The organism is Novosphingobium sp. AAP83, from assembly GCF_001295795.1.
Classification (GTDB): Bacteria; Pseudomonadota; Alphaproteobacteria; order Sphingomonadales; family Sphingomonadaceae; genus Novosphingobium.
On the sequence record NZ_LJHY01000057.1, the window covers coordinates 25633 to 47883 of the forward strand.

Genomic DNA, 22251 nt, shown 5'->3' on the forward strand with positions numbered 1-22251 from the left:
GAATGGATCGAAACCCGCAATGCCCGGCCCACTTCTCGATACGCTTCAAGGTGCCAATCTTGCCCGTCGTCCGATCTGGCTCATGCGTCAGGCCGGGCGTTACCTTCCCGAGTACCGTGAACTGCGCGCTGAACGCGGCGGGTTCCTCGCGCTGGTCTATGATACCGATGCGGCGGCCGAGGTTACGGTGCAGCCAATCCGCAGGTTCGGCTTTGATGGCGCGATCCTGTTTTCCGATATCCTGATCGTGCCCTATGCGATGGGTCAGGATCTCCAGTTCCTCGCAGGCGAAGGTCCGCACCTTTCGCCAACGCTCATCGATGCCACGCTGAAGAGCCTCACAGCCGTGCCTGAGCGTCTTTCGCCAATTTATGAGACCGTGGCCAAGGTCAAGGCCCAGTTAAGCCCTGAGACGACGTTGCTGGGCTTTGCAGGAAGTCCATGGACCGTTGCAACCTACATGGTCGCAGGCGAAGGCAGCCGTGATCATCACGATACCCGCGCAATGGCCTATCGCGATCCGCAAGCTTTTCAGGCGATCATCGATGCGATCACTGATGTAACGATCGAATATCTCTCGGGCCAAGTCGAAGCGGGTGCCGAAGGCCTGCAATTGTTCGATTCATGGGCGGGCAGTCTTGCTCCTGCGCAATTCGAACGCTGGGTCATTGCTCCCAACGCCAAAATCGCCGCCGAAATGCAGCGCCGCTATCCGCATGTTCCCGTCATCGGTTTCCCCAAAGGCGCGGGCGAAAAGCTGGCTGCTTATGCCCGTGAAACCGGCGTCAATGCGGTGGGCGTGGACGAAACCATCGATCCGCTGTGGGCCGCGCGCGAATTGCCCGCGAACATGCCGGTTCAGGGCAATCTCGATCCGCTGCTGCTGCTTTCGGGCGGCGCAGAGCTTGAAAAACACACCATCCGCGTGCTCGAAGCTTTTGCTGATCGCCCGCATGTGTTCAATCTGGGCCACGGCATCGGCCAGTTCACCCCGATTGACCATGTCGAGCAATTGCTGAAGATAGTGCGGGGCTGGTCGCGGTAAAACTGCCCTTTCGCGGCCCTTGCAAACTGTTCATGTCCCGCCGAAATAACGGTGGGGCGTCGAAGCAAGCGTAGCGGAACCGCAACTCATGCAGCAGGTATTGGCGATGATCTATCTTTGGCTGAAGGCCGGCCACCTTATCTTCGTGATCTTCTGGATGGCGGGGTTGTTCATGCTGCCCCGCTTCTTCGTCTATCATCAAGAAGCGCCCGAAGGTTCGCCTGAAAGCGCGATTTGGGTAGACCGTGAGAGCAAGCTGATGAAAATCATCATGTGGCCCGCGCTGGTCGTGGTCTGGGTGCTCGGTATGGCGCTCGCTTTCAACATCGACGCCTTCCAGCAAGGCTGGTTTCACGCCAAATTTGCGGTTGTTCTGGCGCTGACCGCCTACCACTTCTGGTTGGCCAATTACGCCCAACTGCTCGCTGCCGGACAGCGCAAACTCACCGGCAAAAAGCTGCGGCTCCTGAATGAAATCCCCGGCATTGCCGCTGCACTGATCGTCATTCTGGTGATCGTAAAGCCATTCTGATCCAACAGTTTCATTGACTAACCCGCCCTACCGGCATATCCCGCGATCCACCGGAAACAGATGCGCTGCCCCGATGCAGCCGCCCTCTTGCTTTCTCCAAGCCCCTCAGAGGCTTCCGGCCATTTCCAGCTTCCGCTTTGGACACACGTGATATGCATTTGAAAGAATTGAAGAAAAAAACCCCAGCAGAGCTGGTCCAGATGGCCGAAGAGCTTGAGGTCGAAGGCGCCAGCACGCTGCGCCGCCAGGATCTGATGTTCGCGATCCTCAAGGAAATGGCCGAAGATGGCGAGGAAATCCTCGGCATCGGCACCATCGAAGTTCTGCCCGATGGCTTTGGCTTCTTGCGCAGCCCCGAAGCCAATTACCTCGCTGGTCCTGACGATATTTACGTTTCGCCCAATCAGGTCCGCAAATGGGGCCTGCGCACGGGTGATACCGTCGAGGGCGAAGTCCGCGCCCCCAAGGATGGCGAACGCTATTTCTCGATCACGCGCCTGATCAAGGTCAACTTCGATGATCCCGATGCAGTGCGCCACCGCGTCAACTTCGATAACCTCACTCCGCTTTACCCGAATGAACGTTTGCGGCTTGATACGCTTGACCCCACGGTCAAGGACAAGTCTGCCCGCGTGATCGATCTGGTTAGCCCGCAGGGCAAAGGCCAGCGCGCATTGATCGTTGCGCCGCCGCGCACCGGTAAAACCGTGCTGCTGCAAAACATGGCCAAGGCCATCACAGACAATCATCCCGAAGTGTTCCTGATCGTCCTGCTGGTCGATGAACGCCCCGAAGAAGTTACCGACATGCAACGCAGCGTGAAGGGCGAGGTCATCTCTTCAACCTTTGACGAGCCCGCCACCCGCCACGTACAAGTGGCTGAAATGGTGATCGAAAAGGCCAAGCGTCTGGTCGAACACAAGCGCGACGTGGTGATCCTGCTCGATTCGATCACACGCCTTGGCCGTGCTTACAACACCGTGGTGCCTTCATCGGGCAAAGTCCTGACCGGCGGTGTTGATGCCAACGCCCTGCAACGCCCCAAGCGCTTCTTCGGTGCTGCGCGCAACATCGAAGAGGGCGGCTCGCTCTCAATCATCGCCACCGCCCTGATCGATACCGGCAGCCGCATGGACGAAGTGATCTTTGAAGAATTCAAGGGCACCGGCAACTCGGAAATCGTGCTTGACCGCAAGGTCGCTGACAAACGCATCTTCCCCGCGCTTGATGTGGGCAAGAGCGGCACCCGCAAGGAAGAACTGCTGGTTGCCAAGGACCAGCTCAGCAAAATGTGGGTTCTGCGCCGCATTCTGATGCAGATGGGCACAATCGACGCGATGGAATTCCTGCTCGACAAGATGAAGGAATCCAAGACCAACGAAGATTTCTTCGCCACGATGAATCAATAACCCAAGGCCCGGAGAAATCCGGGCCTTTTGCCAATCCCCCCTCCCGTTTACGGGAGGGGTCGGGGGTGGGTTTGTTGTCGGGCCAGCCCCTTCTTCCCCCCCCCACCCATTCGGGCAGGGGATAAATCCATCCCCCGCGCTTGTTAACCGGCAACAAGCCCGCCACATTCAGCCCATGGCCAACCGCACGCCAGCGCAGATCAGGCGACCTACGCATACCGGCGTGGTGAAGGCGGTGCTTGGCCCCACCAATACCGGCAAAACCCACCTCGCGATTGAACGCCTCTGCGCCCATTCCTCAGGCGCCATAGGCTTTCCGCTGCGCTTGCTGGCGCGCGAAGTCTATGACCGGGTCTGCGCAATCAAGGGCATTGAAAACGTCGCGCTGATAACCGGCGAGGAACGGATCGAACCCAAAGGCGCACGCTGGCATCTGTGTACGGTGGAAGCCATGCCATCACGCCCCGATCTTGCCTTCATCGCGCTTGATGAAGCACAACTCTCGGCCGATCCTGAACGCGGCCACGTGTTTACCGACCGCTTGCTCCATACCCGAGGCCGCGAAGAAACCATGCTGCTGGGGTCATCCACCTTGCAGCCGATGATCAAGGCGCTGGTCCCCGAGGCCGAGATCATCTCACGCCCGCGCTTTTCCACGCTCACCCATGTCGGCGCAAAAAAGCTGTCGCGCATCCCGCCGCGCAGCGCGATTGTCGCCTTCAGTGCCGAGCAAGTCTATGTCATGGCTGAAATGCTGAGGCGGTTTCGCGGCGGTGCCGCCGTGGTCATGGGCGCGCTATCTCCGCAAACGCGCAATGCCCAGGTTGCGATGTACCAATCGGGCGAGGTTGATTATCTGGTAGCAACAGACGCTGTGGGCATGGGCCTCAACCTTGATGTCCATCACGTCGCCTTCGCAGGCCTTTCCAAATACGATGGCCACCGCCACCGCCGGTTGACCACCGCAGAAATGGCGCAAATTGCAGGCCGCGCAGGCCGTCACCAGCGCGATGGCACGTTCGGCACACTTGCCGGAATGGGCGGGCATGATCCTGAATTCAGCGAAGAAGAAATCTATGCGATTGAAGAGCATCGCTTTCCGCCGCTAACTAAGCTGTTCTGGCGTGAGGCCGAGCCGCGCTTCGATAGCCTTGCCACGCTGATCGAAGACCTTGAAAGCCTGCCACCGCGCAGCGAACTACACATCCCGCCACAATCCATCGATCTGGCGGTGTTAAAGCGTTTGTCCGAAGAGCCGGACACATCCGATATTCGCGGGACGCGCGCGGTCAAACGCTTCTGGGATGTGTGCCGCCTGCCCGATTTCCGCCAGCAAGGCGCAGAAACCCACAGTCGCTTCGTCGCGCGGCTGTGGCAGGATTTGCGCCATGGTTATCTTGGCGCGGATTTTGTGGCGCAGGCCATTGCCCAGCTTGATATTCCGTCGGGCGATATCGATACGCTGCAAGGTCGCATTTCCGCAATCCGGTCATGGTCCTACATCGCCCAGCGCGCCGATTGGGTCCTGGCTAAGGACGAGATGTCAGCCCGTGCCCGCGCAGTGGAAACACGGCTGTCCGACGCCCTGCATGCGCGTCTCACCGAACGCTTCGTCAATCGCCGCACCACGGTTCTGATGCGCAAGGCCGGTTCCGACGCCGGGCTTTTGCCGGTGCGTTTGTCAGATTCGGGCGCGGTGCTGGTCGATGATGAACCTATCGGCCACCTCGAAGGCTTCCGCTTCGTGGTCGATCCCATGGCCCGTGCGGCAGACCGCAAACTCTTGCTCGCAGCGGCAGAGCGACACTTGCCAGCGCTGTTTGAAACGCGCGCTGTGGAACTGCTGGAGAGCGCCAGACTGGCTGACGGTCTCGCATTACAAAACGCCGCGTTTGTCTGGCGCGGAATTACCGTTGCCAAACTGGAACGCGGTCGTGGCTTGCTTGAACCGCGTATCAAGCCCGACGCAACGCTGGACCGGTTCCCTCCCCTGCTTAAAGGCCGGGTTGTGGATGCTCTGGATGATTGGTTTGCAGGCCATGTGCAGCGGCTGTTGGGGCCGCTCGGCAAGCTGGCAGAAGCAAGCCGCGCCACTGAATCCGGTGCCAACCTTCGCGCCTTGCTGCTTCATCTGGTTGAGGCAGGCGGCGTTTTGCCGCGCGATGAATCAGGGTTGGACCGGCTTGATGCCGCACAACGTGGAGCCATGAAAAAACTGGGCGTGCGGATCGGCGCGCTCGATCTGTTCGTGCCTGCCATGTTGCGGCCTGCGCCGCTAAATCTCTGGGTCACGTTGGCCACTGTTTGGGGTGCGCGACCACCAGCCCCGCCTGAAACCGCCAGTCCGGTGATCAGCGCGAAAGAACCGCCCGTAGGCTACCGCCGGTTTGGCGTGGAATGCCTGCGCGTCGATCTGGCCGAAAAGCTGCTTCACGCCGCGCACAGCACCCGCATGGATGCCAAAGGCCGCCGGTTCTATATCGATCCCGGTACGGCACGCTCGATGGGGCTGTCCACCACGAGTTTTGCAGGCTTGCTCCGGGCAGGCGGCTTTCGCGTGTTCATGGGCAGACCCCTGCCCCAGGGCGCATATGGGCCTGCCATGCCGCCGCTGTGGGAATGGCGACCGGTACGCCCCGGTGCTGCGGCTGAAGCGATTTCTTTGCCGCAACCAACAGGGGCTTTTGCCGCCTTGGCAGAACTTGTGGCACGATAGGGGAGAGGCGTCTTTGCGGATCGACAAGGTCTTATGGTTCTTGCGGTTTTCCGGATCACGCGGGATGGCACAAGAATGGGTGGCCAGTGGCCATATCCGCCTTAATGGCCGGCGCATCGAACGGCCAAGCGCCGATGTGAAATGCGGCGATGTGCTGGTTCTGCCCCTTCCCACCCGCGTCCGTGTGATCCAGCTTCTCAGCATTCCCGAACGGCGCGGCCCGGCAATTGAAGCGCAAGGATGTTATCGGGTGCTTGACGATCTGGGGGAAACGCCTCTAGCACGGCTTCAAAGAGATACTGAGGGACGAAATTCACTATGACCTACGTCGTCACAGATGCCTGCATCCGTTGCAAATTCATGGACTGCGTCGAGGTTTGCCCCGTCGATTGCTTCTATGAGGGCGACAACATGCTGGTAATCAACCCCAGCGAATGCATTGATTGCGGCGTTTGCGAACCCGAATGCCCCGCCGAAGCGATCTTGCCCGATACCGAATCAGGCCTTGAACAGTGGCTTGAGCTGAACGCCAAATACTCGGCGGAATGGCCAAATATCACCGCCAAGAAGGATGCGCCCGGCGATGCTGATGAGCATAAGGGTGAAGAGGGCAAGTTCGAAAAGTACTTCTCGGCCGAACCCGGCGAAGGCGATTGATCTGACGCTTACCACGCGGCTCTTAAACAGGGCCTGACACCAGCCCCCAAACGGTCATGTTGCCGCCTTTATGGCGGCAACAAACGATTTCCTGTGCAGTGCACACACGGGGCTGGTAAAATTGTTGCATAAGTGTTAGTAAGCTGCCCTAGCGCTGGGGGGTTTGCCTCTCTGGCGTCTTTTCACCACGAGAAGGCAAGACGACAAAAGCAAACGGATCGCTGGGCCTCGCACGACCGCCGGATAGGCGGCGTTTGATTGCTTTCTCCCCGATGAAGCACCCCGTGACCGCTGGCTTGTCTTTGCCGCGTCGAAAGGAATACCAATGGCAGTCAAGGCTCTCGCCTTCGATGTTGGGGACTACGTCGTTTATCCAAAGCACGGTGTCGGCCGGGTGGTCGAACTTCAGGACGAAGAAATCGCAGGCATGAAGCTCCAGCTTTATGTGCTGCGTTTTGAAAAAGAGCGCATGACTTTGCGCGTTCCTGTCAACAAGGTTGAATCGATCGGTATGCGCAAGCTGTCGTCTGACAAGACGCTGCGTGAAGCGCTTGATACGCTCAAGGGCAAGCCCAAGGTCAAGCGCACCATGTGGTCGCGCCGCGCCCAGGAATACGAAGCGAAGATCAACTCGGGCGATCTCGTTTCCATCGCCGAAGTGACCCGCGATCTGTTCCGCGCTGATGACCAGCCCGAACAATCGTACTCCGAACGCCAGATCTTCGAAGCGGCCTCGTCACGCCTCGCGCGTGAACTTGCCGCCATGGAAAAGACCGATGAGCCTGCCGCGCTCAAGAAGATCCTCGAAATCCTGAATGAACACGCGCCAAAGTACTACGAAACACCGGCATAACGCCGCATCGCAGGCTTAGCGTCGCAAAAAAAGGCCTCCGGGAAACCGGAGGCCTTTTTTGTGGCCGGTCATGTCGTTTGCAAAAACACCCCTGCGTATCATTTCCCCACTCGTCATTGCGAGTCTCGCAAAGCGGGAAGAAGCAATTCAGATATACACACAACCGGCCTGAATTGCTTCGTCTGCGCGAAACCCTTCGTTGTAGCGCAGTCCGATAAACGCCCCGCTCCGCTCCACCAACGACGTGGCGCACACCCGATCACCGTGTTATAACGGTAATACAGTAAAGAGGGATATGGTCATGTTGCAAACGCTCATTCGTGCCGTCGCTGGTGTTGCGCTGTTGGGTCTCGCCACGGCGCTTGCCGGGTGTGATGGGGCAAACTTCTCGTTCGATGGCAAGAAGGGCGTGCCTCTGGCCGAACTGGACATGACCGGCCCCGCCCCCACCACGATCACGCTGCTTGGCCCTGATAATGTGCGCGTGACCCGTGGTGACAAGCTGACGATTACCGTTGAGGGCGAAAGTGCGGACAAGCTGCGTTTCGCGCTGTCCGAAGGCGGGCTGGGAATCTTGCGTAATGACTGGAAGATGGGCGCATCATCGCGCGCTGCCACGGTCAATATCACCTTGCCCTTGCTCAGCGAGATTGTTTTGGCAGGACCGGGCAATCTTACCACCGATCAACTGGGCGGCGCGGAAAGCAAGATCGTAATCGCCGGTGCCGGTATTGTCGAAGCGCGTGCGATTGATACGTCCAAGCTTGATGTCGATGTGGTCGGTTCGGGCACATTGCGCGCAGGCGGCAAAGCCAAGGCCATGAAAATCACCGTTGCAGGCAGTGGTGATGCCGAGATGGACGGCCTCAACGCCGATGAAGTCAAAGTCGATGTCGCAGGTTCGGGCAACGCGCGCTTTGCCTCGAACGGCAATGTTCGCGCCAACATCGTGGGCTCGGGCGAAGTGCGCGTGTTCGGTCGCGCTACCTGCACGGTCAACGCGGTTGGATCGGGCAAGCTGGTCTGTGAAAACGGCGTTACGCCTGAAAAGGAATGATCGCGCTACGTGCTACTTGCCCGGTGATTGATCATGTATTGTCAATGTTCAGCCTGCTAAACCATCGCGGCATGGTATCAGGGGATGTCGCATGAGATTACGGATTGCCGGTGTTGCGCTGGTCCTGGCTGTTCTGCCGGGCTGTGCCGCCAAAAGCGCTTTTGATCTGGTGACCATGCCGGTGCGCGCAGGCGCCAATGCGGTGAATACCACTGCGGGCGTCTATGACCGCGTCACCGTCAGCCAGTCTGAACGTGATGAACGCCGTGGCCGCGAAATCCGCCAGCGTGAAGAGCGTTATGGCGAATTGTCGCGCGATTATGACCGGGCCATGCGCAAGTGTGATCGCGGCAGTGATGACGCCTGCGATACCGCGCGCGAAATCTATGGCGAAATGAGCGCCATGCGCAGTTCCGTCCCTTACGAACGCAACTGATATTCAGGCCGCCGCGCGGCGCAGCCTGTCGTTGATCGCCAAACCGATTCCGTCATCGGGGATTGGTGCAATGGCAATGCAAGGCTGCTCCGCCGCCGCACCAAGATGCAAACAGGCATAAAGCCGCGCCGCCGCTTCTGCCAGATCGCCAGTAACCGACAGCGACACATCGCCAGCCACATCGCCTAACCCGATCAAGAATTCATTCGCTTCGGCCTGCACAGCCTCAAGCCGCACTGGCTTGCCCGGCGCATAGTGGCTGGCCAATTGCCCCGGCGCTTCGATTTTGGATGACGTCATGGCGGCACTCCCCCCGCCCAGTATCGCCGCGATTTGCGCTTCGGTTATCGGGCCGGGGCGCAGAATAGCCCAACTACCATCCTCGCGCAGCGCAACAATCGTCGATTCAATGCCCTGCTCGGTCGCTCCGCCATCCAGAATCAGATCAACCCGCTGCCCCAGCGAATCAACCACATGGGCGGCGCTGGTCGGGCTCACACCGCCGCTACGGTTGGCCGACGGCGCGGCCAGCGGCAATCCACAAGTTTTCAACAGCGCCTGAATCACCGGATGCGCGGGGCAACGCAGCGCCACCGTCGGCAGCCCGGCACTTACCGCAGCAGCCAATCCGGCATCGTCACGCCTGTTTAGAACCATCGTCAACGGGCCCGGCCAGAACGCTTCTGCAAGCGCATTGGCACGGTCATCAAATACCGCCAGACGCTCGGCTGCCGTAGCGTCAGCCACATGGACGATCAGCGGGTTGAAATCGGGACGCCCCTTGGCGCGATAGATGCCCGCGACCGCTGCATCATCATCGGCCCGCGCGGCAAGGCCATAGACCGTCTCGGTCGGCACGGCGACAGTGCCACCGGCGCGGATCACTTGCGCGGCACGTGATAGGCCTTCGCTGTCGGCCATTTGCACTTTGGAAGGCTTTGTCGGCTCCATAGCTTCCCGCTATAGGGTCCTTAACAGGCCGCGCAAGCTATGCCCGCCAGGAGATACACACGATGCCATTCACACCGCCAACCGCCGATCAGATCCTCGCCATCAAGGTGAGCGCAGGCATCGAAGAAATTGCCGCCAGCGAACGCTTTGCAGCGGCTTCCCCCGATCTTGTCGAGGCGATTGTCGAAGGCGTTGGCGCTTTTGCAGCCGGTGAATGGGCACCACTTCATTTGGTCGGTGATAAAGTCGGTGCAAAGTGGGCTGATGGTGCGGTCACAATGCCCGCAGGTTATGCTGCCGCCTACAAAGCCTTTGTCGAACAGGGCTGGGGCTCCATCGCCGGACCCGAAGCGTTTGGCGGCCAGGGCCTGCCCTTCACGCTCGCCACCGCCGCGTTGGAAACGCTGGGCGCAGCCAACATGGGATTTACCCTGCTGCCGATGCTCACCGTTGGCGCGATTGAAGCGCTCGATCATCACGGCTCGGATGCGCAAAAGGCGCTTTATCTGCCCAAACTGGTCAGCGGTGAATGGTCGGGTACGATGAACCTGACCGAGCCTCAAGCCGGATCAGACGTCGGCGCGCTGCGCACCACCGCCACTCCGATTACCGAAGGCCCTCACGCCGGAAAGTACCGCATCGCCGGCACCAAGATCTACATCACCTTCGGTGAACATGATGTGGCGGATAACATCGTCCACCTCGTGCTGGCGCGCACGCCCGGCGCACTGGAAGGGTCGCGCGGCATTTCGCTGTTCATCGTGCCGAAGTTCCACGTGGAACATGATGGCTCCATTGGTGCGCGCAACGATGTCACTTGCGTTTCGATCGAACACAAACTCGGCATCCACGCCTCGCCCACATGCGTGATGTCCTATGGCGATGCCGGTGAATGTATTGGCGAGATGGTCGGCCACGAAAACGGCGGCTTGCGCGCGATGTTTACGATGATGAATTCGGCGCGCATAAACGTCGGCTCGCAAGGTGTGCAGATTGCCGAGCGCGCCTTGCAGCAGGCCAGCGCCTATGCGCGGGACCGGGTGCAGTCCGCCCGCGCCGGATCGGCCGATAAGTCACCCGTTGCGATTATCGAACACCCCGATGTGCGCCGCATGCTGATGCGGATGCGCGCGTTGACCGAGGGCGCCCGCGCGCTGCTCTATTACACTGCCGGACAAGTCGACCGTGGCACGCTGGGTAATGAAGATGCGCAGAAGCGTGCGGAATTGCTCGTGCCCATGCTCAAGGCCTGGGGCACCGATATCGGCTGCGAAGTCTCCAGCCTCGGCATTCAGGTTCACGGCGGCATGGGCTTCATCGAAGATACCGGCGCAGCCCAGCATTATCGCGATGCGCGGATTGCGCCGATCTATGAAGGCACCAACGGCATTCAGGCCGCCGATCTCGTCACCCGCAAACTGGGCTATGATAATGGCGGCGTGCTGCAAAGCCTGATGGCGCAAATCGCGGCCGAGATGGAAGATGTGCCCGAAGTGGCCGCGCTTGCCAAAGACGCCGCCGCCATCGGCCAATGGATGAGCACGACCGCATCGCTCGATGATAAACTCGCAGGCTCTGTCCCCTTCACCACGATGTGCGCTGTTGCGGTGGCTGGTTGGCAACTGGGTTGTCAGGCGCGCGCCTCGGGCCTTCATGCCAAAACGGCAGTTACCAAGTTCTTCAACCGCGTGATCGTGCCCGAAGCGCGCGGGCTTGGGTCATCGGCGATGGCTGGCGCAGCGCTGCTCTATGATCTGGATAGCGAAGCCTTGGCAGGATGAACGAAGAACTGTTGAACCGCATCGCACAAGCGCTTGAACGGCTAGCGCCTGCGCCCTTGCCGCAATCCGATTGGCATGCCTTCCTCGCCTATATCTGGGATGGCAAGGCCGCGCGCGGGATTGACCGCTTGGACGCCCCCGCGCTCGATCTGATGCAGGGGATCGATAAACAGAAGGTCGCAGTGGTCGAAAACGTCGCGCGGCTTTCGCGCGGGGCAGCGGCGCATGATATGCTGCTATGGGGATCGCGCGGCATGGGCAAATCAGCGCTGCTGCGCGCGGCCACACTGGCGGCCCAAACCGCTCTGCCTGGTTCGATTGCGCTGGTGCAGGCCAGCCCCGACGCAGGACTTGCCGATCTGTTCGGCGTGCTGCGCGGCGTTAATCGCAGCTTCCTCGTGTTCCTCGATGATCTGGGCTTTGATGCAGGCGATACATCGGGCGTACGCAAGCTGCGCTCATGGCTCGAAGGCGGCGTAGAAGCGCGTCCGGCCAATGTCCGCCTTGCCGTCACCTCAAACCGCCGCGCCATTGTCGAACGGCATCTGTCCGAACAAGACGATCCGATCAACCCGCGCGACGCCGTCGATGATCGCCTCGCGCTGGCTGATCGCTTCGGCCTCAGCCTCGGCTTCCACAATTGCACGCAAGACGAATATCTCGCGATCATCGCAGGCTATTCCGCGCACTACGGGCTGGCCTATGATGAGGGTGATGCGCTTGAATGGTCCAAGCGGCGCGGCGGCCGCTCTGGCCGCGTGGCGTGGCAATATGTCAATGAATTGGCAGGCCGTGCGGAGCGTTCGCTGGCTTAACGGTCCTGCGACAAGCTCGGGATGAGCGGGGATGATGAGTTTTAGGCAAGAAGCACCACTTCACACCCCCCTTTCCGCTCATCCTGAGCTTGTCGAGGGGGGTGGGTGAAACCTCAAGCTAACTTTACATTGTCAAAATCCCTCAATTCTGCCCCTTCAACAAATCAGAATCCTCATTGGCCTTCATCATGAACCGGCCCGTGCCCTTGGGTTTGGGCGGTGCCACCCGCTTTGGCAGCACAACCGGTGCAGGCGCAGGCTCAGCGCCCGGTGCAATCACCCGCCAGATCACGCCGCCAGTATCGTCGCTCACCAGCAACGCACCATCTTTGGCAAAGGCAACCCACGTGGGCCGTCCGTGTGCCTCTTCAGAGTCTGAAAGAAAGCCCGTCAACACCGGCAGCGGTGGCTGCTTCAGCGCATTGCCGCGCTGGTCAAAGCCGACGAAGACCACGTCATAGCCCGCCAATGGACGGCGGTTCCACGATCCATGCCGCGCCACAAAGGCCCCGCTGGAAAATTTTGCGCCCATGCGGTTGCCCTGCTTGGCAAAGGCAAGTCCCAGCGGCGCAACGTGCGCGCCAAGCCCGTATTCGGGCTTGCGCACATATTCCATCAGGTATTGCGGCATCGGTGCATCAACCCGCCAATCGATGTTGCGCTTCCAGTATACCCACGGCCAGCCATAGTTGGCACCGAACGGCACATTGGTCAGGTAATCGGGCACAAGGTCCGATCCGAGCATGTCGCGCTCGTTTACCGTGGTCCACAGTTCCTCGCTGTTGGGGTTCCAATCCAGGCCATTGGGGTTGCGCAAACCTCCGGCAAATTCGCGCATACGCTTCTTGGTAAAGTCGTACTCCTGAATCATCGCGCGGCCTTTTTCCGTCTCAATACCGCCTTCGGCGATGTTCGAGGCAGAGCCGACGGTGATGTAGAGCAGGTTGCCATCGGCGCTCAGGATCAGGTTGCGTGCCCAGTGATTGCCGTCACCGGGCAGATCGACCAGCTTTTCCGGGGTCCCCGAAAGCGTCGTCTGGCCAAGTTCATAAGGGAATGAGAGCACTGCATCGTGATTGGCTACCAGCAAACGGCCCTCGCGCAGCACCATACCGAACGGTGAACTCAACGCGGGGTTCTTCATTGTAAAGCGCTGCTCGGCCTTGCCATCGCCATTGCCATCACGCAGCAACACGATTGTGTTCGGCGATTTTCCGCCCGCGCCTACCTTGCGCATGAGATAGCCCATCACCGCGCCGGTGATTCCATCTTCCGTGCGGGGCGGCGAATTGGTTTCGGCCACCAGAACATCGCCGTTGGGCAGGACCACCACGGTGCGCGGATGGTCTAGCTTGTCGGCAAAGCGGCTCACTTGCAGGCCTTTTGCGGCCACAGGTGCCTCTCCGTCCTTCCAACCGATGGGATCGGCTGTGCGGATCGTCGGGATCATCTGGCTATCGGGCAGGGCCATCTTGGGCCGGATGCCCGTGGTGTCCTGCAAGGAGTACTCCGCAGAAGACCCGCGAATGGACCATGCGACATAAATCGCAAACAGGACGAGGATCACGGCCAGCGCAATCAGGATTTTCTTGATAAGGTTCATGCGCGCAAATCTATGCCGGCAAAGTGTTTTGGGCAATGGGGACGTGTTGGCGATGCGCTGCAAGTTGCGCTAAAGCGTTCATCATGTTCAGCTTCGCCCCCACCCCCGGCCAATCGAGCGCCGACCTTTACGCCGATCTTGTCGAATCCGCCCGCGCCCTCACCACGGGTGAGTCTGATAGCGTGGCTAACATGGCGAATGTTGCTGCGCTCCTCTGGCAATTCCTGCCCGATCTCAATTGGGCCGGTTTCTATCGCGTGGTGGGCGATGGCCTCGTCCTCGGCCCGTTCATCGGCAAGCCCGCTTGCATCCGCATCGCGATGGGCCAGGGCGTTTGCGGCACCGCCGCTGCCAGCGGGGAAACGCAACTCGTCCCCGATGTCCACGCCTTCCCCGGCCACATCGCCTGCGATGCCCTCAGCCGGTCTGAACTGGTCGTGCCGGTCGTGCGCGATGGCCGGGTGATCGCGGTGATCGATCTCGATAGCCCCACCCCTGCCCGCTTCACCCACGACGATACGCGCGGGGTAGAGGCGCTGGCTGCGGCACTGGTAAACTCCATCTAGATTCCTGCCCCGATTCGGGACAGCGCTGACTCTGTGCCAGTTGGAACCTTGGATTCCTGTGACATGTGATGGTAAGTTTCTTCTTAACACCCGGTGCAAGCTGCGCCGGACCCTAGGGGGAACACCGATGCTTCGCCGTATGAGCCTTTCCGGATTGACCAGCGCCGCGCTCGTCATTGCCACACTCGCCGCTTCGCCAGCCATGGCGCACGATCGCCACCCTGCGCCGATGCAGGGCGCTTATCCCGGACAGGCCTATGGTGGCCAAGGCCCGGTATACTATCCGCCCATGGCAGGCGCTCCATGGCCGATGACAGTCATGGCCCAGCCTTATGCCTCACCGCAGCAGGCCTATCCGCAGCAGGTGTACCCTCCTCAGGCTTACCCTCAGCAGGCCTACCCGCAACAGGCAGATCCGCGCTGGGCCGAAATGGAAGAGCGTTGCCGCAAGGTCTATGGTGATCGCGGTATTGGCGGCGCGCTGCTCGGCGGTCTGGTCGGCGGCGTGCTGGGCAATCGTATCGCTGGCCGCGGTAGCCGTGTGCTTGGCAGTGTAGCCGGAGGCGTAGTCGGTGCTATCGCCGGCAAGGTGATCGACAAGTCCGAAGACCGCGATCTGCGCCGCGAATGCGATGACTATGCGCGGTCCGTGCAGGCGCGAGGCGCGCCCGGTTATGGTGTCCCAGGCGGTTATGCGCCTTATGGCTACATGATGGTGCCGGTGATGACGGGGCCGCAACAACCCTGCGTTGAAACCACCACTGTGACGGAACGCTGGGTTGATGTGCCCGTGCGCCGCCGCTCGATCCCCCGCAGCGCCCCTGCACCCCGGGTAAAGCGGATCAAGGACAAGCGCGTTTATACGGGCTGATCGCGATCCACCCTGTTCCACGTGAAACGGCCCGCTTCTGGATGAGAAGCGGGCCGTTCGCTTTGGATCAGATCAAAGCTTGCGCCCGATCAGTTCTTTCATGATTTCGTTCGTGCCGCCAAAGATCCGCGTCACGCGCGCTGCGCGCCATGCCCGCGCAATCGCATATTCATTCATGTAACCAGCGCCGCCGTGCAGTTGCAGGCACTTGTCCATCACTTCCCACTGCAATTCGGTGTGCCACAGCTTGGCAGCAGCCCCCTCTTCTGCGGTCAGTTCCTTGCGCAAATGCCGCGCCAGCGCCCAGTCAAGATGCGCCCAGCCCACTTGCAGCTTGGTCTTGAGGTCCGCCAGCGTAAAGCGCGTGTTCTGGAAATCGAGCACGGGCTTGCCAAACGCCTTGCGCTCACGCGTGAATTCAACCGTATCGTCAAAGGCCCGCTGCGCCGATGCTTGCGCGCTGACCGCAATCGAGAGGCGCTCCTGCGGCAATTCGCTCATCAAATAGATGAAGCCCTTACCCTCTTCGCCCAGGCAATTGGTGATCGGCACGCGCACATCGTTGAAGAACAATTCCGAGGTATCGGCCTCGTCCATCCCGATCTTGTCGAGGTTGCGGCCCTTCTGGAAGCCCTCGCTATCGGCCTCGACCAGCACAATCGAAACACCCTTCCACGCCGGCTGAACTTCGGTGTCGGTCTTGCAACAAACCAGCACCAGATCGGCGTTCTGGCCATTGGTGATGTAGGTTTTCGAACCATTGATCACATAATGGTTGCCGTCTTTCTTAGCAGTCGTGCGCATCCCCTGAAGGTCAGAGCCGGTGCCAGGTTCGGTCATCGCGATGGCGGTGATGACCTCACCTGAAACCATCAGCGGCAACCATTTGCGCTTCTGCTCTTCCGATCCATAAGCCACCAGATAATTGACGACGATATCGGAATGCAGCGAAAAGCCGGTGGTCGCGCGTCCGTAATAGGCGCTTTCTTCATCAACAATCGCGTTATAGCCAAAGTCGAGGTCCAGCCCGCCATATTCTTCGGGGACCGTGGGGCACAGCATTCCCAGTGCGCCTGCCTTGGGCCAGATCGATTTCGGGACGATTCCGTCTTCGGCCCACTGCTGGGCATTGGGGGCAACTTCGTCTTGCAGGAAACGCCGCACGGATTCGCGAAACGCCGCGTGATCTTCGTTATACGCACTGCGCGGAATGATATCGAGCGACATGGCCATTCTCTCCGGTGATGTTCTGGTTGCGCGCGAAAGTAAACGCGACTCCGGCCACCGGTCAATGGGAATTTAATCGCTTAATTAATTTCCTTCAGGGCGATCCTGTTATCAGAATTCACCGCCGGTCAGGCGCTGGCAAATCAGGTCGAGTTGGTCGAGCGTCTTGTAACGGATCGTCACCGTTCCCGATACCGGATCTGCATCGGCAGCAACAGTCACTTTCAGGCCCAAAAAGTCCTCAAGGTGCTGCTGGATCGCAACAATATCGGCTTGTCCGAACGGGTCCTTGGCTGCACGCGCCTGCCTCCGGTTTGGCTCGGGACGCGCCGCCTTGCGCGCCAGCTTCTCCACATCGCGAACCGACAATCCCTTGGTCGCAGCATCGCGCGCAAGGCTGGCGGGATCGGGCGCATTGATCAGCGCGCGGGCATGGCCCATCGACAATTCATCGCGCATGACCATTTCCAGCACATCGTCCGGCAGGCCCAGCAAACGCATCATATTCGCCACATGGCTGCGCGATTTATCAACGAACTTGGCGATTTCTTGTTGGGTCAGCCCTTCGGTATCAGCCAGACGCTGATAGGCGCGCGCTTCTTCAACTGGGTTCAGATCTTTGCGCTGCAAGTTTTCAATCAGCGCCAGCGCTGCCACCTCCCGCTCGTCCAGTTTGCGAACGATAGCCGGAATTTCATGCACTTGCGCCTTCTGCGCCGCACGCCAACGCCGCTCGCCTGCGACCAGTTGATAGCGATTGTTGCCCAAGGGGCGCACGATCACCGGCTGAATCACACCGCGCGCTGCAATAGATTGCGCCAGTTCCTCCAGTGCCTCTTCATCAAAATGACGGCGCGGCTGTTCGGGGTGTGGTTCAATCGACGAGACCGCAAGCAGCGCCAAGCCGCCATCGCGGGCCACGCCGCCATCTGTACCACCCACTGAAATGCGCGCCACCGGCTCCTCCCGGCGAACTTCCCCCATCAGTGCGCCAAGCCCACGACCGAGACCGGTGCGCCGCGGGGCCACCTTCACTGCATCCTCGCTCATGCGGCAATCCTCCGTTCGGGCAGTCGCGCAATCAGTTCACGCGCCAGTTTCATATAGGCCTGCGATCCGGGGCAAGCATGGTCATAGATCAGCGCGGGCAAGCCATGGCTCGGCGCTTCTGACAAACGCACGTTGCGCGGGATGACGGATTCAAACACCAGTTCGCGCAGGCATGATCGCACATCTTCTGCCACCTGATCGGTCAACCGGTTGCGCCGGTCATACATCGTCAGAACCACGCCAAGGATGGTCAGGCCGGAATTGAAGCGTTCCTGGACGCGCTCGACCGTCTGCAACAATTGACTCAACCCCTCCAGCGCGAAAAACTCGCACTGCAAAGGCACCAGAATCGAATCAGCAGCGGTCAGCGCGTTCAGTGTCAACAGGCCCAATGACGGCGGGCAATCTATCAGGCAAATATCGTGGCCGGTATCTTCGGCCAGGACTTTGCGCAAACGGTGCGTGCGGTCCTCAACTGTCACCAGCTCCACTTCGGCGCCAGACAGGTCAACCGTGGCAGGCACGATATCGAGATTGGGAATGCGGGTTGGCAGCAGGCAATCAGACACCCGCGCCTGATCTATCAGCAAATCATAGGACGACCGCTCACGCTCTGCGGTTGAAATGCCGATCCCGGTGGAGCAATTGCCTTGCGGATCAAGGTCGATCAGCAGCGTCTTCCAGCCTGTGGCTGCCAGCGCCGTGGCAATATTGATGGCCGACGTGGTCTTGCCCACTCCGCCTTTCTGGTTTGCGACCGCGATTGTAATCATGAACGCTTGGCCTTCTTTGAAGATCGGGACGCAACAGTGGCGGCATGCTTCCCTTCCAGCAGGCGGCCAACGATGATCCCGGCATCGGGATCCGTCAGCGATTGTTTCACGTGAAACACATGACGCCACGATTCGGGAAGCACTTGCAGTTCATGCTGTGCGCCAGCCCCTTTGGGCAACAGCCAAAACGTGTCTGGTGTGGAAAACCGTGCGGATAGAGTCACAAGTTTGTCCAATGGTGCAAATGCGCGCGCAGAAATCACCGCGTGCGGGCCTGATGGCAAGTCCTCAACCCGCGAAAGTACAGCGCGTACATTCGTCAGCCCCAGCGCGTCAGCGGCTCTCTGTAGCCACTCGGTGCGCAGACGCCGCGAATCAACCAGCACAAACGGACGTTCGGGTTGCAGCGCTGCCGCCACCAGTCCCGGAAAGCCTGCCCCCGTCCCCAGATCGAGCCAGGTTCCGTCAGGCAATGTTTCACGTGAAACATGGAGCAGTTGCGCTGAATCGAGGATATGCCTCTGCCAGACATGCGGCAGCGTTCCGCGCGCCACGAGATTCTGGCGTTCGTTCTCGGCCAGAAGCATGTCTACCAGCAGTCCGAGCCGCGCCATCGCTGCATCGTCCACGCCCAGTTCTGCGCGCAGCCAATCTTGCGCCTCTGCTTCCGAAGCGATCATCATGCCGCAATCCGGCGGCGCGCATGCACCAGAAGACTGGCCATTGCGGCCGGCGTTATCCCCGCGATCCTTCCGGCGGCAGCCAGCGTATCGGGCTGTGCCATGGTCAGGCGTTCCACCATTTCACGTGAAAGGCCGGGGACATCTGCAAAGGGAAACCCGTCGCCCAGCGGCACGCCATCCGATGCGCGCAGATCGCGCAGCTCGGCCTCTTGCCGCGCAAGATAGGGCGCATAGGCCGCATCCTCTTCCACTTCCTCGGCCAGCAGAGGATCAAGTTCACCTTCCCCGATCCAAGGCCTCAAGCCCGCCAGTGTCACTTCGGGGAAGCGCAGCCATTCGGTCAGCGGACGGCGCGATCCGTCCGCGCGAACGGCCATGCCCTCACGCTCCAGATCATTGGCGCTCGCCTCTTGCGCCAGCGCGGCGTCCAGCGCCGTGCGGTCCGCGCAGCGCTGCTCAAACCAATTCCGCCGTTCGTCACCGATGCAGCCAACCGCCAAGCCCAGCGGCGTCAACCGCGTCGAGGCATTGTTCGCGCGCAACCGCAGGCGGTATTCGGCGCGCGCGGTCAACATTCGGTAAGGCTCGCTCACCCCGTGCAACGTCAGGTCGTCGACCATCACCGCCATATAACTGTTGGCGCGATCCAGTTCGGGGGCATCGCGGCCCAGCACGGTAGCGGCGGCATAGAGCCCCGCGATCAGCCCTTGCGCGGCGGCTTCCTCATATCCGGTCGTGCCGTTGATCTGGCCTGCGCAGTACAGACCGGGGATGGCTTTCACCTCAAGGCTGCGGCGCAAGGCGCGCGGATCGATGTGATCATATTCCACGGCATAGCCCGGCACCGTGATCTCGGCGCTTTCCAGGCCCTCCATCGAACGGATCATCGCCACCTGGATGTCGGTCGGAAGCGATGTGGAAATGCCGTTGGGATAGACCAGAGGATCGTCCAGCCCTTCCGGTTCCAGAAACACTTGGTGCCCGTCCCGGTCACCAAAGCGGTGGATCTTGTCTTCGATCGAAGGGCAATAACGCGGCCCTTGCGCATCAATCGCGCCGGTGAACAAGGGGGACCTGTCCAGCCCGCTGCGGATGATATCATGCGTGCGGGCATTGGTCCGGGCAATCGCGCAGAACACTTGGGGCAAGGGGCGCGCGGTGTTGAGCGGTGACATCGTCCAATGCTCGGCGTCGCTCGGCTGTTCGGGCAGGTGCGCCCAATCAATCGTCCGGCCATCAATGCGCGGTGGCGTGCCTGTCTTCAACCGCGCCATCGGCAGGTCCGCATCGCGCAATTGCCGGGCAAGGCGGTGCGCGGCATCCTCGCCAATCCGCCCGCCTTCCATGCGCTCTTCGCCCCGAAACAGCCGTCCGCCAAGGAACGTGCCGGTACACAGCACAACCGCCGTCGCCGCCAATGCCGTGCCATCGGCAAGGTCGAGTCCGGTAACTTTGCCGCCTTCCAACCGCAGCGCGGCAGCTTCGCCACCGATCACCGAGAGGTTGGCCTGCGCGCCGATCATTTGCTGGATCGCCGCACGAAAGCGCTTACGGTCTGCCTGCACCCGTGGCCCTTGCACCGCACTGCCCTTGGACCGGTTGAGCATGCGATAATGGATCGCCCCGGCATCAGCGGCGCGCGCGATCAATCCGTCAAAGGCGTCAACCTCGCGGACAAGATGCCCCTTCCCCAACCCGCCAATCGCCGGATTGCAGCTCATCGCGCCAATGGTCTGTGGGTCGAACGAGACCAGCGCCGTGCGCGCGCCCATCCGCGCAGCCACACTCGCCGCTTCAACGCCGGCATGTCCGCCGCCGACGACTATGATATCGAATTGGTGCATGGTGCGTCGATAGTGCGAATGCGTGGGTCGGTCAAAGCGGTTTGTGTTTCACGTGAAACATTACTTACCGATGCAAAACCGCCCGAACAACGTGTCGAGCATATCCTCAATGCCTGTGCGCCCGACCAATTCATCCAGAGCTCGTCGTGCAAGGCGTAAGTGCTCAGCAGCGATCAAAGGGTCTTGCTCATGTTGGTTTCGCGCAAGTGTTTCATCAACTTGCGCCAGCAGGCGATGCTGGCGCTGGTTTAGCGCGGCCTCTCCAGGCGCGGGCAATGCGCTTTTGGCGTGAGCGATCAGCGCCTGCCGCAAGGTGTCCATCCCTTCACCCGTCAGTGCCGAAAGGTGCAGCGCATTGCCAGACTTGGGCGGTGCATCGCTCGCATCGCATTGCGCCGCCACTTCCCACAGCGGCCGGTCCTGTGGCCCCTCCCCTTCCGGCCCCAGCCACAGGATCAGGTCCGCGCGCTCTGCCGCAGCAAGGGCACGCGCAATGCCGATCCGCTCGATTTCGCCAGCACCTTCATCGCGCAATCCCGCGGTATCCACGAAGGTGAACGGCACGCCATCCAGCGCCACGGCATGGGTCAAGACATCGCGCGTCGTGCCGGGCTCGGCAGCGGTAATTGCGGCTTCATGTTCGACCAGCGTATTGAACAGCGTAGACTTGCCCGCATTGGGCGGTCCGGCCAGAACCACGCGGAAGCCTTCCTTCAAAGGCTCCGCGCGCGGGCGGGCCAGCCAATGCTTCAGATCGCTCGCCAAGCTTGCGCAATCGCGCGCAAAGTTTGCAGGCAGCAGGCTGTCCCCCTCACCCACATCGTCCTCGTCCGAAAAATCGAGCGCCGCTTCAAGCCGCGCCGACAAGCCAAGCAGCGTTTCCCGCCAGCGGCCCACTTCGCGCGACAGCGCGCCATCGGCCATCGCCATGGCAGAGCGGCGCTGCAATTCGGTTTCAGCGGAGAGCAAGTCTGCTAAGCCTTCAGCCTCGGCCAGATCGATCCGGCCATTGGCGAAGGCGCGACGGGTGAATTCCCCGGCTTGCGCCCGCCGCAGATTGGGCATGCGGGCAAGCGCGGCTTCAACGGCGCTGACGACGGCGCGTCCGCCGTGGAGGTGCAACTCGGCGCTGTCCTCACCCGAGGCGGTGCCGGGTCCGGGAAGCCACAACACCATTGTGCGGTCCAGCACGGTGCCATCATGGGGATCACGCAAAGTGGCAAGGCTGGCGCGGCGCGGGGGTGGAAGCTTCCCGGCCAGCGCGGCAAGGGTGGCACCTGCCTGCGTTCCACTGATGCGGATCACGGCGATTCCGGCGGGCGGCGGGCCTGATGACAGGGCAAAGATCGTATCGGTCACGCCCCTGCCCTACACCATCACAT

At 60.8% G+C, this 22251-nt stretch carries 21 protein-coding genes; 13 read left to right on the forward strand and 8 right to left on the reverse strand.

Translation table 11 applies throughout. The annotated features are described in order from the left end of the window. The first annotated feature begins 19 nt into the window (after nucleotides 1-19). The 9 genes from hemE (at nucleotide 20) to IP81_RS17215 (ending at nucleotide 8705) form a co-directional block, all read left to right on the forward strand. The gene (hemE, locus tag IP81_RS17175; RefSeq protein WP_054109226.1) at nucleotides 20-1045 is read left to right on the forward strand and encodes a uroporphyrinogen decarboxylase; all 1026 of its coding nucleotides are present in this window, start codon (nucleotides 20-22) and stop codon (nucleotides 1043-1045) included. Nucleotides 1046-1133: 88 nt separating this feature from the next. Then, nucleotides 1134-1577: a CopD family protein gene (locus IP81_RS17180; RefSeq protein WP_054109227.1), complete on the forward strand. Its 444-nt coding sequence runs from the start codon at nucleotides 1134-1136 to the stop codon at nucleotides 1575-1577. A gap of 152 nt (nucleotides 1578-1729) precedes the next feature. Further along, nucleotides 1730-2986: a transcription termination factor Rho gene (gene rho / locus IP81_RS17185; protein ID WP_054109228.1), complete on the forward strand. Its 1257-nt coding sequence runs from the start codon at nucleotides 1730-1732 to the stop codon at nucleotides 2984-2986. A 175-nt stretch (nucleotides 2987-3161) separates the two neighbouring features. Continuing rightward, nucleotides 3162-5702 (forward strand): helicase-related protein, encoded by a 2541-nt coding sequence (locus IP81_RS17190; RefSeq protein ID WP_054109229.1) that lies wholly within the window; start codon nucleotides 3162-3164, stop codon nucleotides 5700-5702. Nucleotides 5703-5715: 13 nt separating this feature from the next. Further along, nucleotides 5716-6024, forward strand: coding sequence for an RNA-binding S4 domain-containing protein (locus IP81_RS17195; protein ID WP_054109230.1), 309 nt, complete (start codon nucleotides 5716-5718; stop codon nucleotides 6022-6024). Next, nucleotides 6021-6359 carry a ferredoxin FdxA gene (fdxA, locus tag IP81_RS17200; protein ID WP_054109231.1) on the forward strand — a complete coding sequence of 113 codons (339 nt, stop codon included), beginning with the start codon at nucleotides 6021-6023 and terminating at the stop codon, nucleotides 6357-6359. The genes IP81_RS17195 and fdxA overlap by 4 nt, the downstream gene beginning before the upstream one ends. A 325-nt stretch (nucleotides 6360-6684) precedes the next feature. Then, entirely contained in the window at nucleotides 6685-7212 is a 528-nt protein-coding gene (locus IP81_RS17205) for a CarD family transcriptional regulator (RefSeq protein ID WP_054109232.1), read from the forward strand. 301 nt (nucleotides 7213-7513) lie between these two features. Further along, a complete protein-coding gene (locus IP81_RS17210; protein ID WP_054109233.1) occupies nucleotides 7514-8269 on the forward strand; it encodes a head GIN domain-containing protein in 756 nt (251 codons plus the stop codon). Between the two features lie 91 nt (nucleotides 8270-8360). Further along, nucleotides 8361-8705 carry a hypothetical protein gene (locus tag IP81_RS17215; protein WP_054109234.1) on the forward strand — a complete coding sequence of 115 codons (345 nt, stop codon included), beginning with the start codon at nucleotides 8361-8363 and terminating at the stop codon, nucleotides 8703-8705. Between the two features lie 3 nt (nucleotides 8706-8708). Here IP81_RS17215 and IP81_RS17220 read toward each other — a convergent pair whose 3' ends face one another. Continuing rightward, the gene (locus IP81_RS17220; RefSeq protein ID WP_054109235.1) at nucleotides 8709-9656 is read right to left on the reverse strand and encodes an L-threonylcarbamoyladenylate synthase; all 948 of its coding nucleotides are present in this window, start codon (nucleotides 9654-9656) and stop codon (nucleotides 8709-8711) included. A gap of 62 nt (nucleotides 9657-9718) precedes the next feature. On the opposite strand from IP81_RS17220, the gene IP81_RS17225 reads away from it, so the two are divergent. Then, nucleotides 9719-11437: an acyl-CoA dehydrogenase family protein gene (locus tag IP81_RS17225; protein ID WP_054109236.1), complete on the forward strand. Its 1719-nt coding sequence runs from the start codon at nucleotides 9719-9721 to the stop codon at nucleotides 11435-11437. Next, the gene (locus IP81_RS17230) at nucleotides 11434-12252 is read left to right on the forward strand and encodes a DUF815 domain-containing protein (RefSeq protein WP_054109237.1); all 819 of its coding nucleotides are present in this window, start codon (nucleotides 11434-11436) and stop codon (nucleotides 12250-12252) included. The genes IP81_RS17225 and IP81_RS17230 overlap by 4 nt, the downstream gene beginning before the upstream one ends. 142 nt (nucleotides 12253-12394) lie before the next feature. Here IP81_RS17230 and IP81_RS17235 read toward each other — a convergent pair whose 3' ends face one another. Beyond that, nucleotides 12395-13855: a sorbosone dehydrogenase family protein gene (locus IP81_RS17235; protein ID WP_054109238.1), complete on the reverse strand. Its 1461-nt coding sequence runs from the start codon at nucleotides 13853-13855 to the stop codon at nucleotides 12395-12397. Nucleotides 13856-13938: 83 nt separating this feature from the next. Here IP81_RS17235 and IP81_RS17240 point away from each other — a divergent pair, with 83 nt between their 5' ends. Both IP81_RS17240 and IP81_RS17245 read left to right on the forward strand, forming a co-directional pair. Continuing rightward, on the forward strand, nucleotides 13939-14421 hold the full coding sequence (locus tag IP81_RS17240) for a GAF domain-containing protein (protein ID WP_054109239.1): 483 nt from the start codon (nucleotides 13939-13941) through the stop codon (nucleotides 14419-14421). Between the two features lie 127 nt (nucleotides 14422-14548). Next, nucleotides 14549-15292 (forward strand): glycine zipper 2TM domain-containing protein, encoded by a 744-nt coding sequence (locus IP81_RS17245; protein WP_082356275.1) that lies wholly within the window; start codon nucleotides 14549-14551, stop codon nucleotides 15290-15292. 72 nt (nucleotides 15293-15364) lie between these two features. Here the strand turns inward: IP81_RS17245 and IP81_RS17250 are convergent, their stop codons facing one another. From IP81_RS17250 to mnmE, 6 genes are all read right to left on the reverse strand, one after another. Next, nucleotides 15365-16519 carry an acyl-CoA dehydrogenase family protein gene (locus tag IP81_RS17250; protein WP_054109275.1) on the reverse strand — a complete coding sequence of 385 codons (1155 nt, stop codon included), beginning with the start codon at nucleotides 16517-16519 and terminating at the stop codon, nucleotides 15365-15367. Nucleotides 16520-16630: 111 nt separating this feature from the next. Beyond that, nucleotides 16631-17569 (reverse strand): ParB/RepB/Spo0J family partition protein, encoded by a 939-nt coding sequence (locus tag IP81_RS17255; protein WP_054109241.1) that lies wholly within the window; start codon nucleotides 17567-17569, stop codon nucleotides 16631-16633. After that, nucleotides 17566-18342, reverse strand: a complete 777-nt coding sequence (locus IP81_RS17260; protein WP_054109242.1) for a ParA family protein — start codon at nucleotides 18340-18342, stop codon at nucleotides 17566-17568. Before IP81_RS17260 ends, IP81_RS17255 begins: the two co-directional genes overlap by 4 nt. After that, nucleotides 18339-19025 (reverse strand): 16S rRNA (guanine(527)-N(7))-methyltransferase RsmG, encoded by a 687-nt coding sequence (gene rsmG, locus IP81_RS17265; RefSeq protein WP_082356276.1) that lies wholly within the window; start codon nucleotides 19023-19025, stop codon nucleotides 18339-18341. Before rsmG ends, IP81_RS17260 begins: the two co-directional genes overlap by 4 nt. After that, nucleotides 19022-20869, reverse strand: a complete 1848-nt coding sequence (gene mnmG / locus IP81_RS17270; protein WP_054109243.1) for a tRNA uridine-5-carboxymethylaminomethyl(34) synthesis enzyme MnmG — start codon at nucleotides 20867-20869, stop codon at nucleotides 19022-19024. Before mnmG ends, rsmG begins: the two co-directional genes overlap by 4 nt. 60 nt (nucleotides 20870-20929) lie before the next feature. Beyond that, nucleotides 20930-22228 (reverse strand): tRNA uridine-5-carboxymethylaminomethyl(34) synthesis GTPase MnmE, encoded by a 1299-nt coding sequence (gene mnmE / locus IP81_RS17275; protein ID WP_054109244.1) that lies wholly within the window; start codon nucleotides 22226-22228, stop codon nucleotides 20930-20932. Between the last annotated feature and the right edge of the window lie 23 nt (nucleotides 22229-22251).

What these genes read in the sequence shown, in the direction of transcription:
- IP81_RS17250 (WP_054109275.1), bottom strand. Translation starts at nt 16,519, where the DNA reads ATGTCGCTCGATATCATTCCGCGCAGTGCGTATAACGAAGATCACGCG.
- IP81_RS17205 (WP_054109232.1), top strand. Translation starts at nt 6,685, where the DNA reads ATGGCAGTCAAGGCTCTCGCCTTCGATGTTGGGGACTACGTCGTTTAT.
- IP81_RS17215 (WP_054109234.1), top strand. Translation starts at nt 8,361, where the DNA reads ATGAGATTACGGATTGCCGGTGTTGCGCTGGTCCTGGCTGTTCTGCCG.
- IP81_RS17235 (WP_054109238.1), bottom strand. Translation starts at nt 13,855, where the DNA reads ATGAACCTTATCAAGAAAATCCTGATTGCGCTGGCCGTGATCCTCGTC.
- IP81_RS17260 (WP_054109242.1), bottom strand. Translation starts at nt 18,342, where the DNA reads ATGATTACAATCGCGGTCGCAAACCAGAAAGGCGGAGTGGGCAAGACC.
- fdxA (WP_054109231.1), top strand. Translation starts at nt 6,021, where the DNA reads ATGACCTACGTCGTCACAGATGCCTGCATCCGTTGCAAATTCATGGAC.
- hemE (WP_054109226.1), top strand. Translation starts at nt 20, where the DNA reads ATGCCCGGCCCACTTCTCGATACGCTTCAAGGTGCCAATCTTGCCCGT.
- IP81_RS17230 (WP_054109237.1), top strand. Translation starts at nt 11,434, where the DNA reads ATGAACGAAGAACTGTTGAACCGCATCGCACAAGCGCTTGAACGGCTA.
- IP81_RS17255 (WP_054109241.1), bottom strand. Translation starts at nt 17,569, where the DNA reads ATGAGCGAGGATGCAGTGAAGGTGGCCCCGCGGCGCACCGGTCTCGGT.
- IP81_RS17225 (WP_054109236.1), top strand. Translation starts at nt 9,719, where the DNA reads ATGCCATTCACACCGCCAACCGCCGATCAGATCCTCGCCATCAAGGTG.
- IP81_RS17240 (WP_054109239.1), top strand. Translation starts at nt 13,939, where the DNA reads ATGTTCAGCTTCGCCCCCACCCCCGGCCAATCGAGCGCCGACCTTTAC.
- IP81_RS17180 (WP_054109227.1), top strand. Translation starts at nt 1,134, where the DNA reads ATGCAGCAGGTATTGGCGATGATCTATCTTTGGCTGAAGGCCGGCCAC.
- IP81_RS17190 (WP_054109229.1), top strand. Translation starts at nt 3,162, where the DNA reads ATGGCCAACCGCACGCCAGCGCAGATCAGGCGACCTACGCATACCGGC.
- IP81_RS17210 (WP_054109233.1), top strand. Translation starts at nt 7,514, where the DNA reads ATGTTGCAAACGCTCATTCGTGCCGTCGCTGGTGTTGCGCTGTTGGGT.
- rsmG (WP_082356276.1), bottom strand. Translation starts at nt 19,025, where the DNA reads ATGATGATCGCTTCGGAAGCAGAGGCGCAAGATTGGCTGCGCGCAGAA.
- IP81_RS17220 (WP_054109235.1), bottom strand. Translation starts at nt 9,656, where the DNA reads ATGGAGCCGACAAAGCCTTCCAAAGTGCAAATGGCCGACAGCGAAGGC.
- mnmG (WP_054109243.1), bottom strand. Translation starts at nt 20,869, where the DNA reads ATGCACCAATTCGATATCATAGTCGTCGGCGGCGGACATGCCGGCGTT.
- IP81_RS17245 (WP_082356275.1), top strand. Translation starts at nt 14,549, where the DNA reads ATGCTTCGCCGTATGAGCCTTTCCGGATTGACCAGCGCCGCGCTCGTC.
- rho (WP_054109228.1), top strand. Translation starts at nt 1,730, where the DNA reads ATGCATTTGAAAGAATTGAAGAAAAAAACCCCAGCAGAGCTGGTCCAG.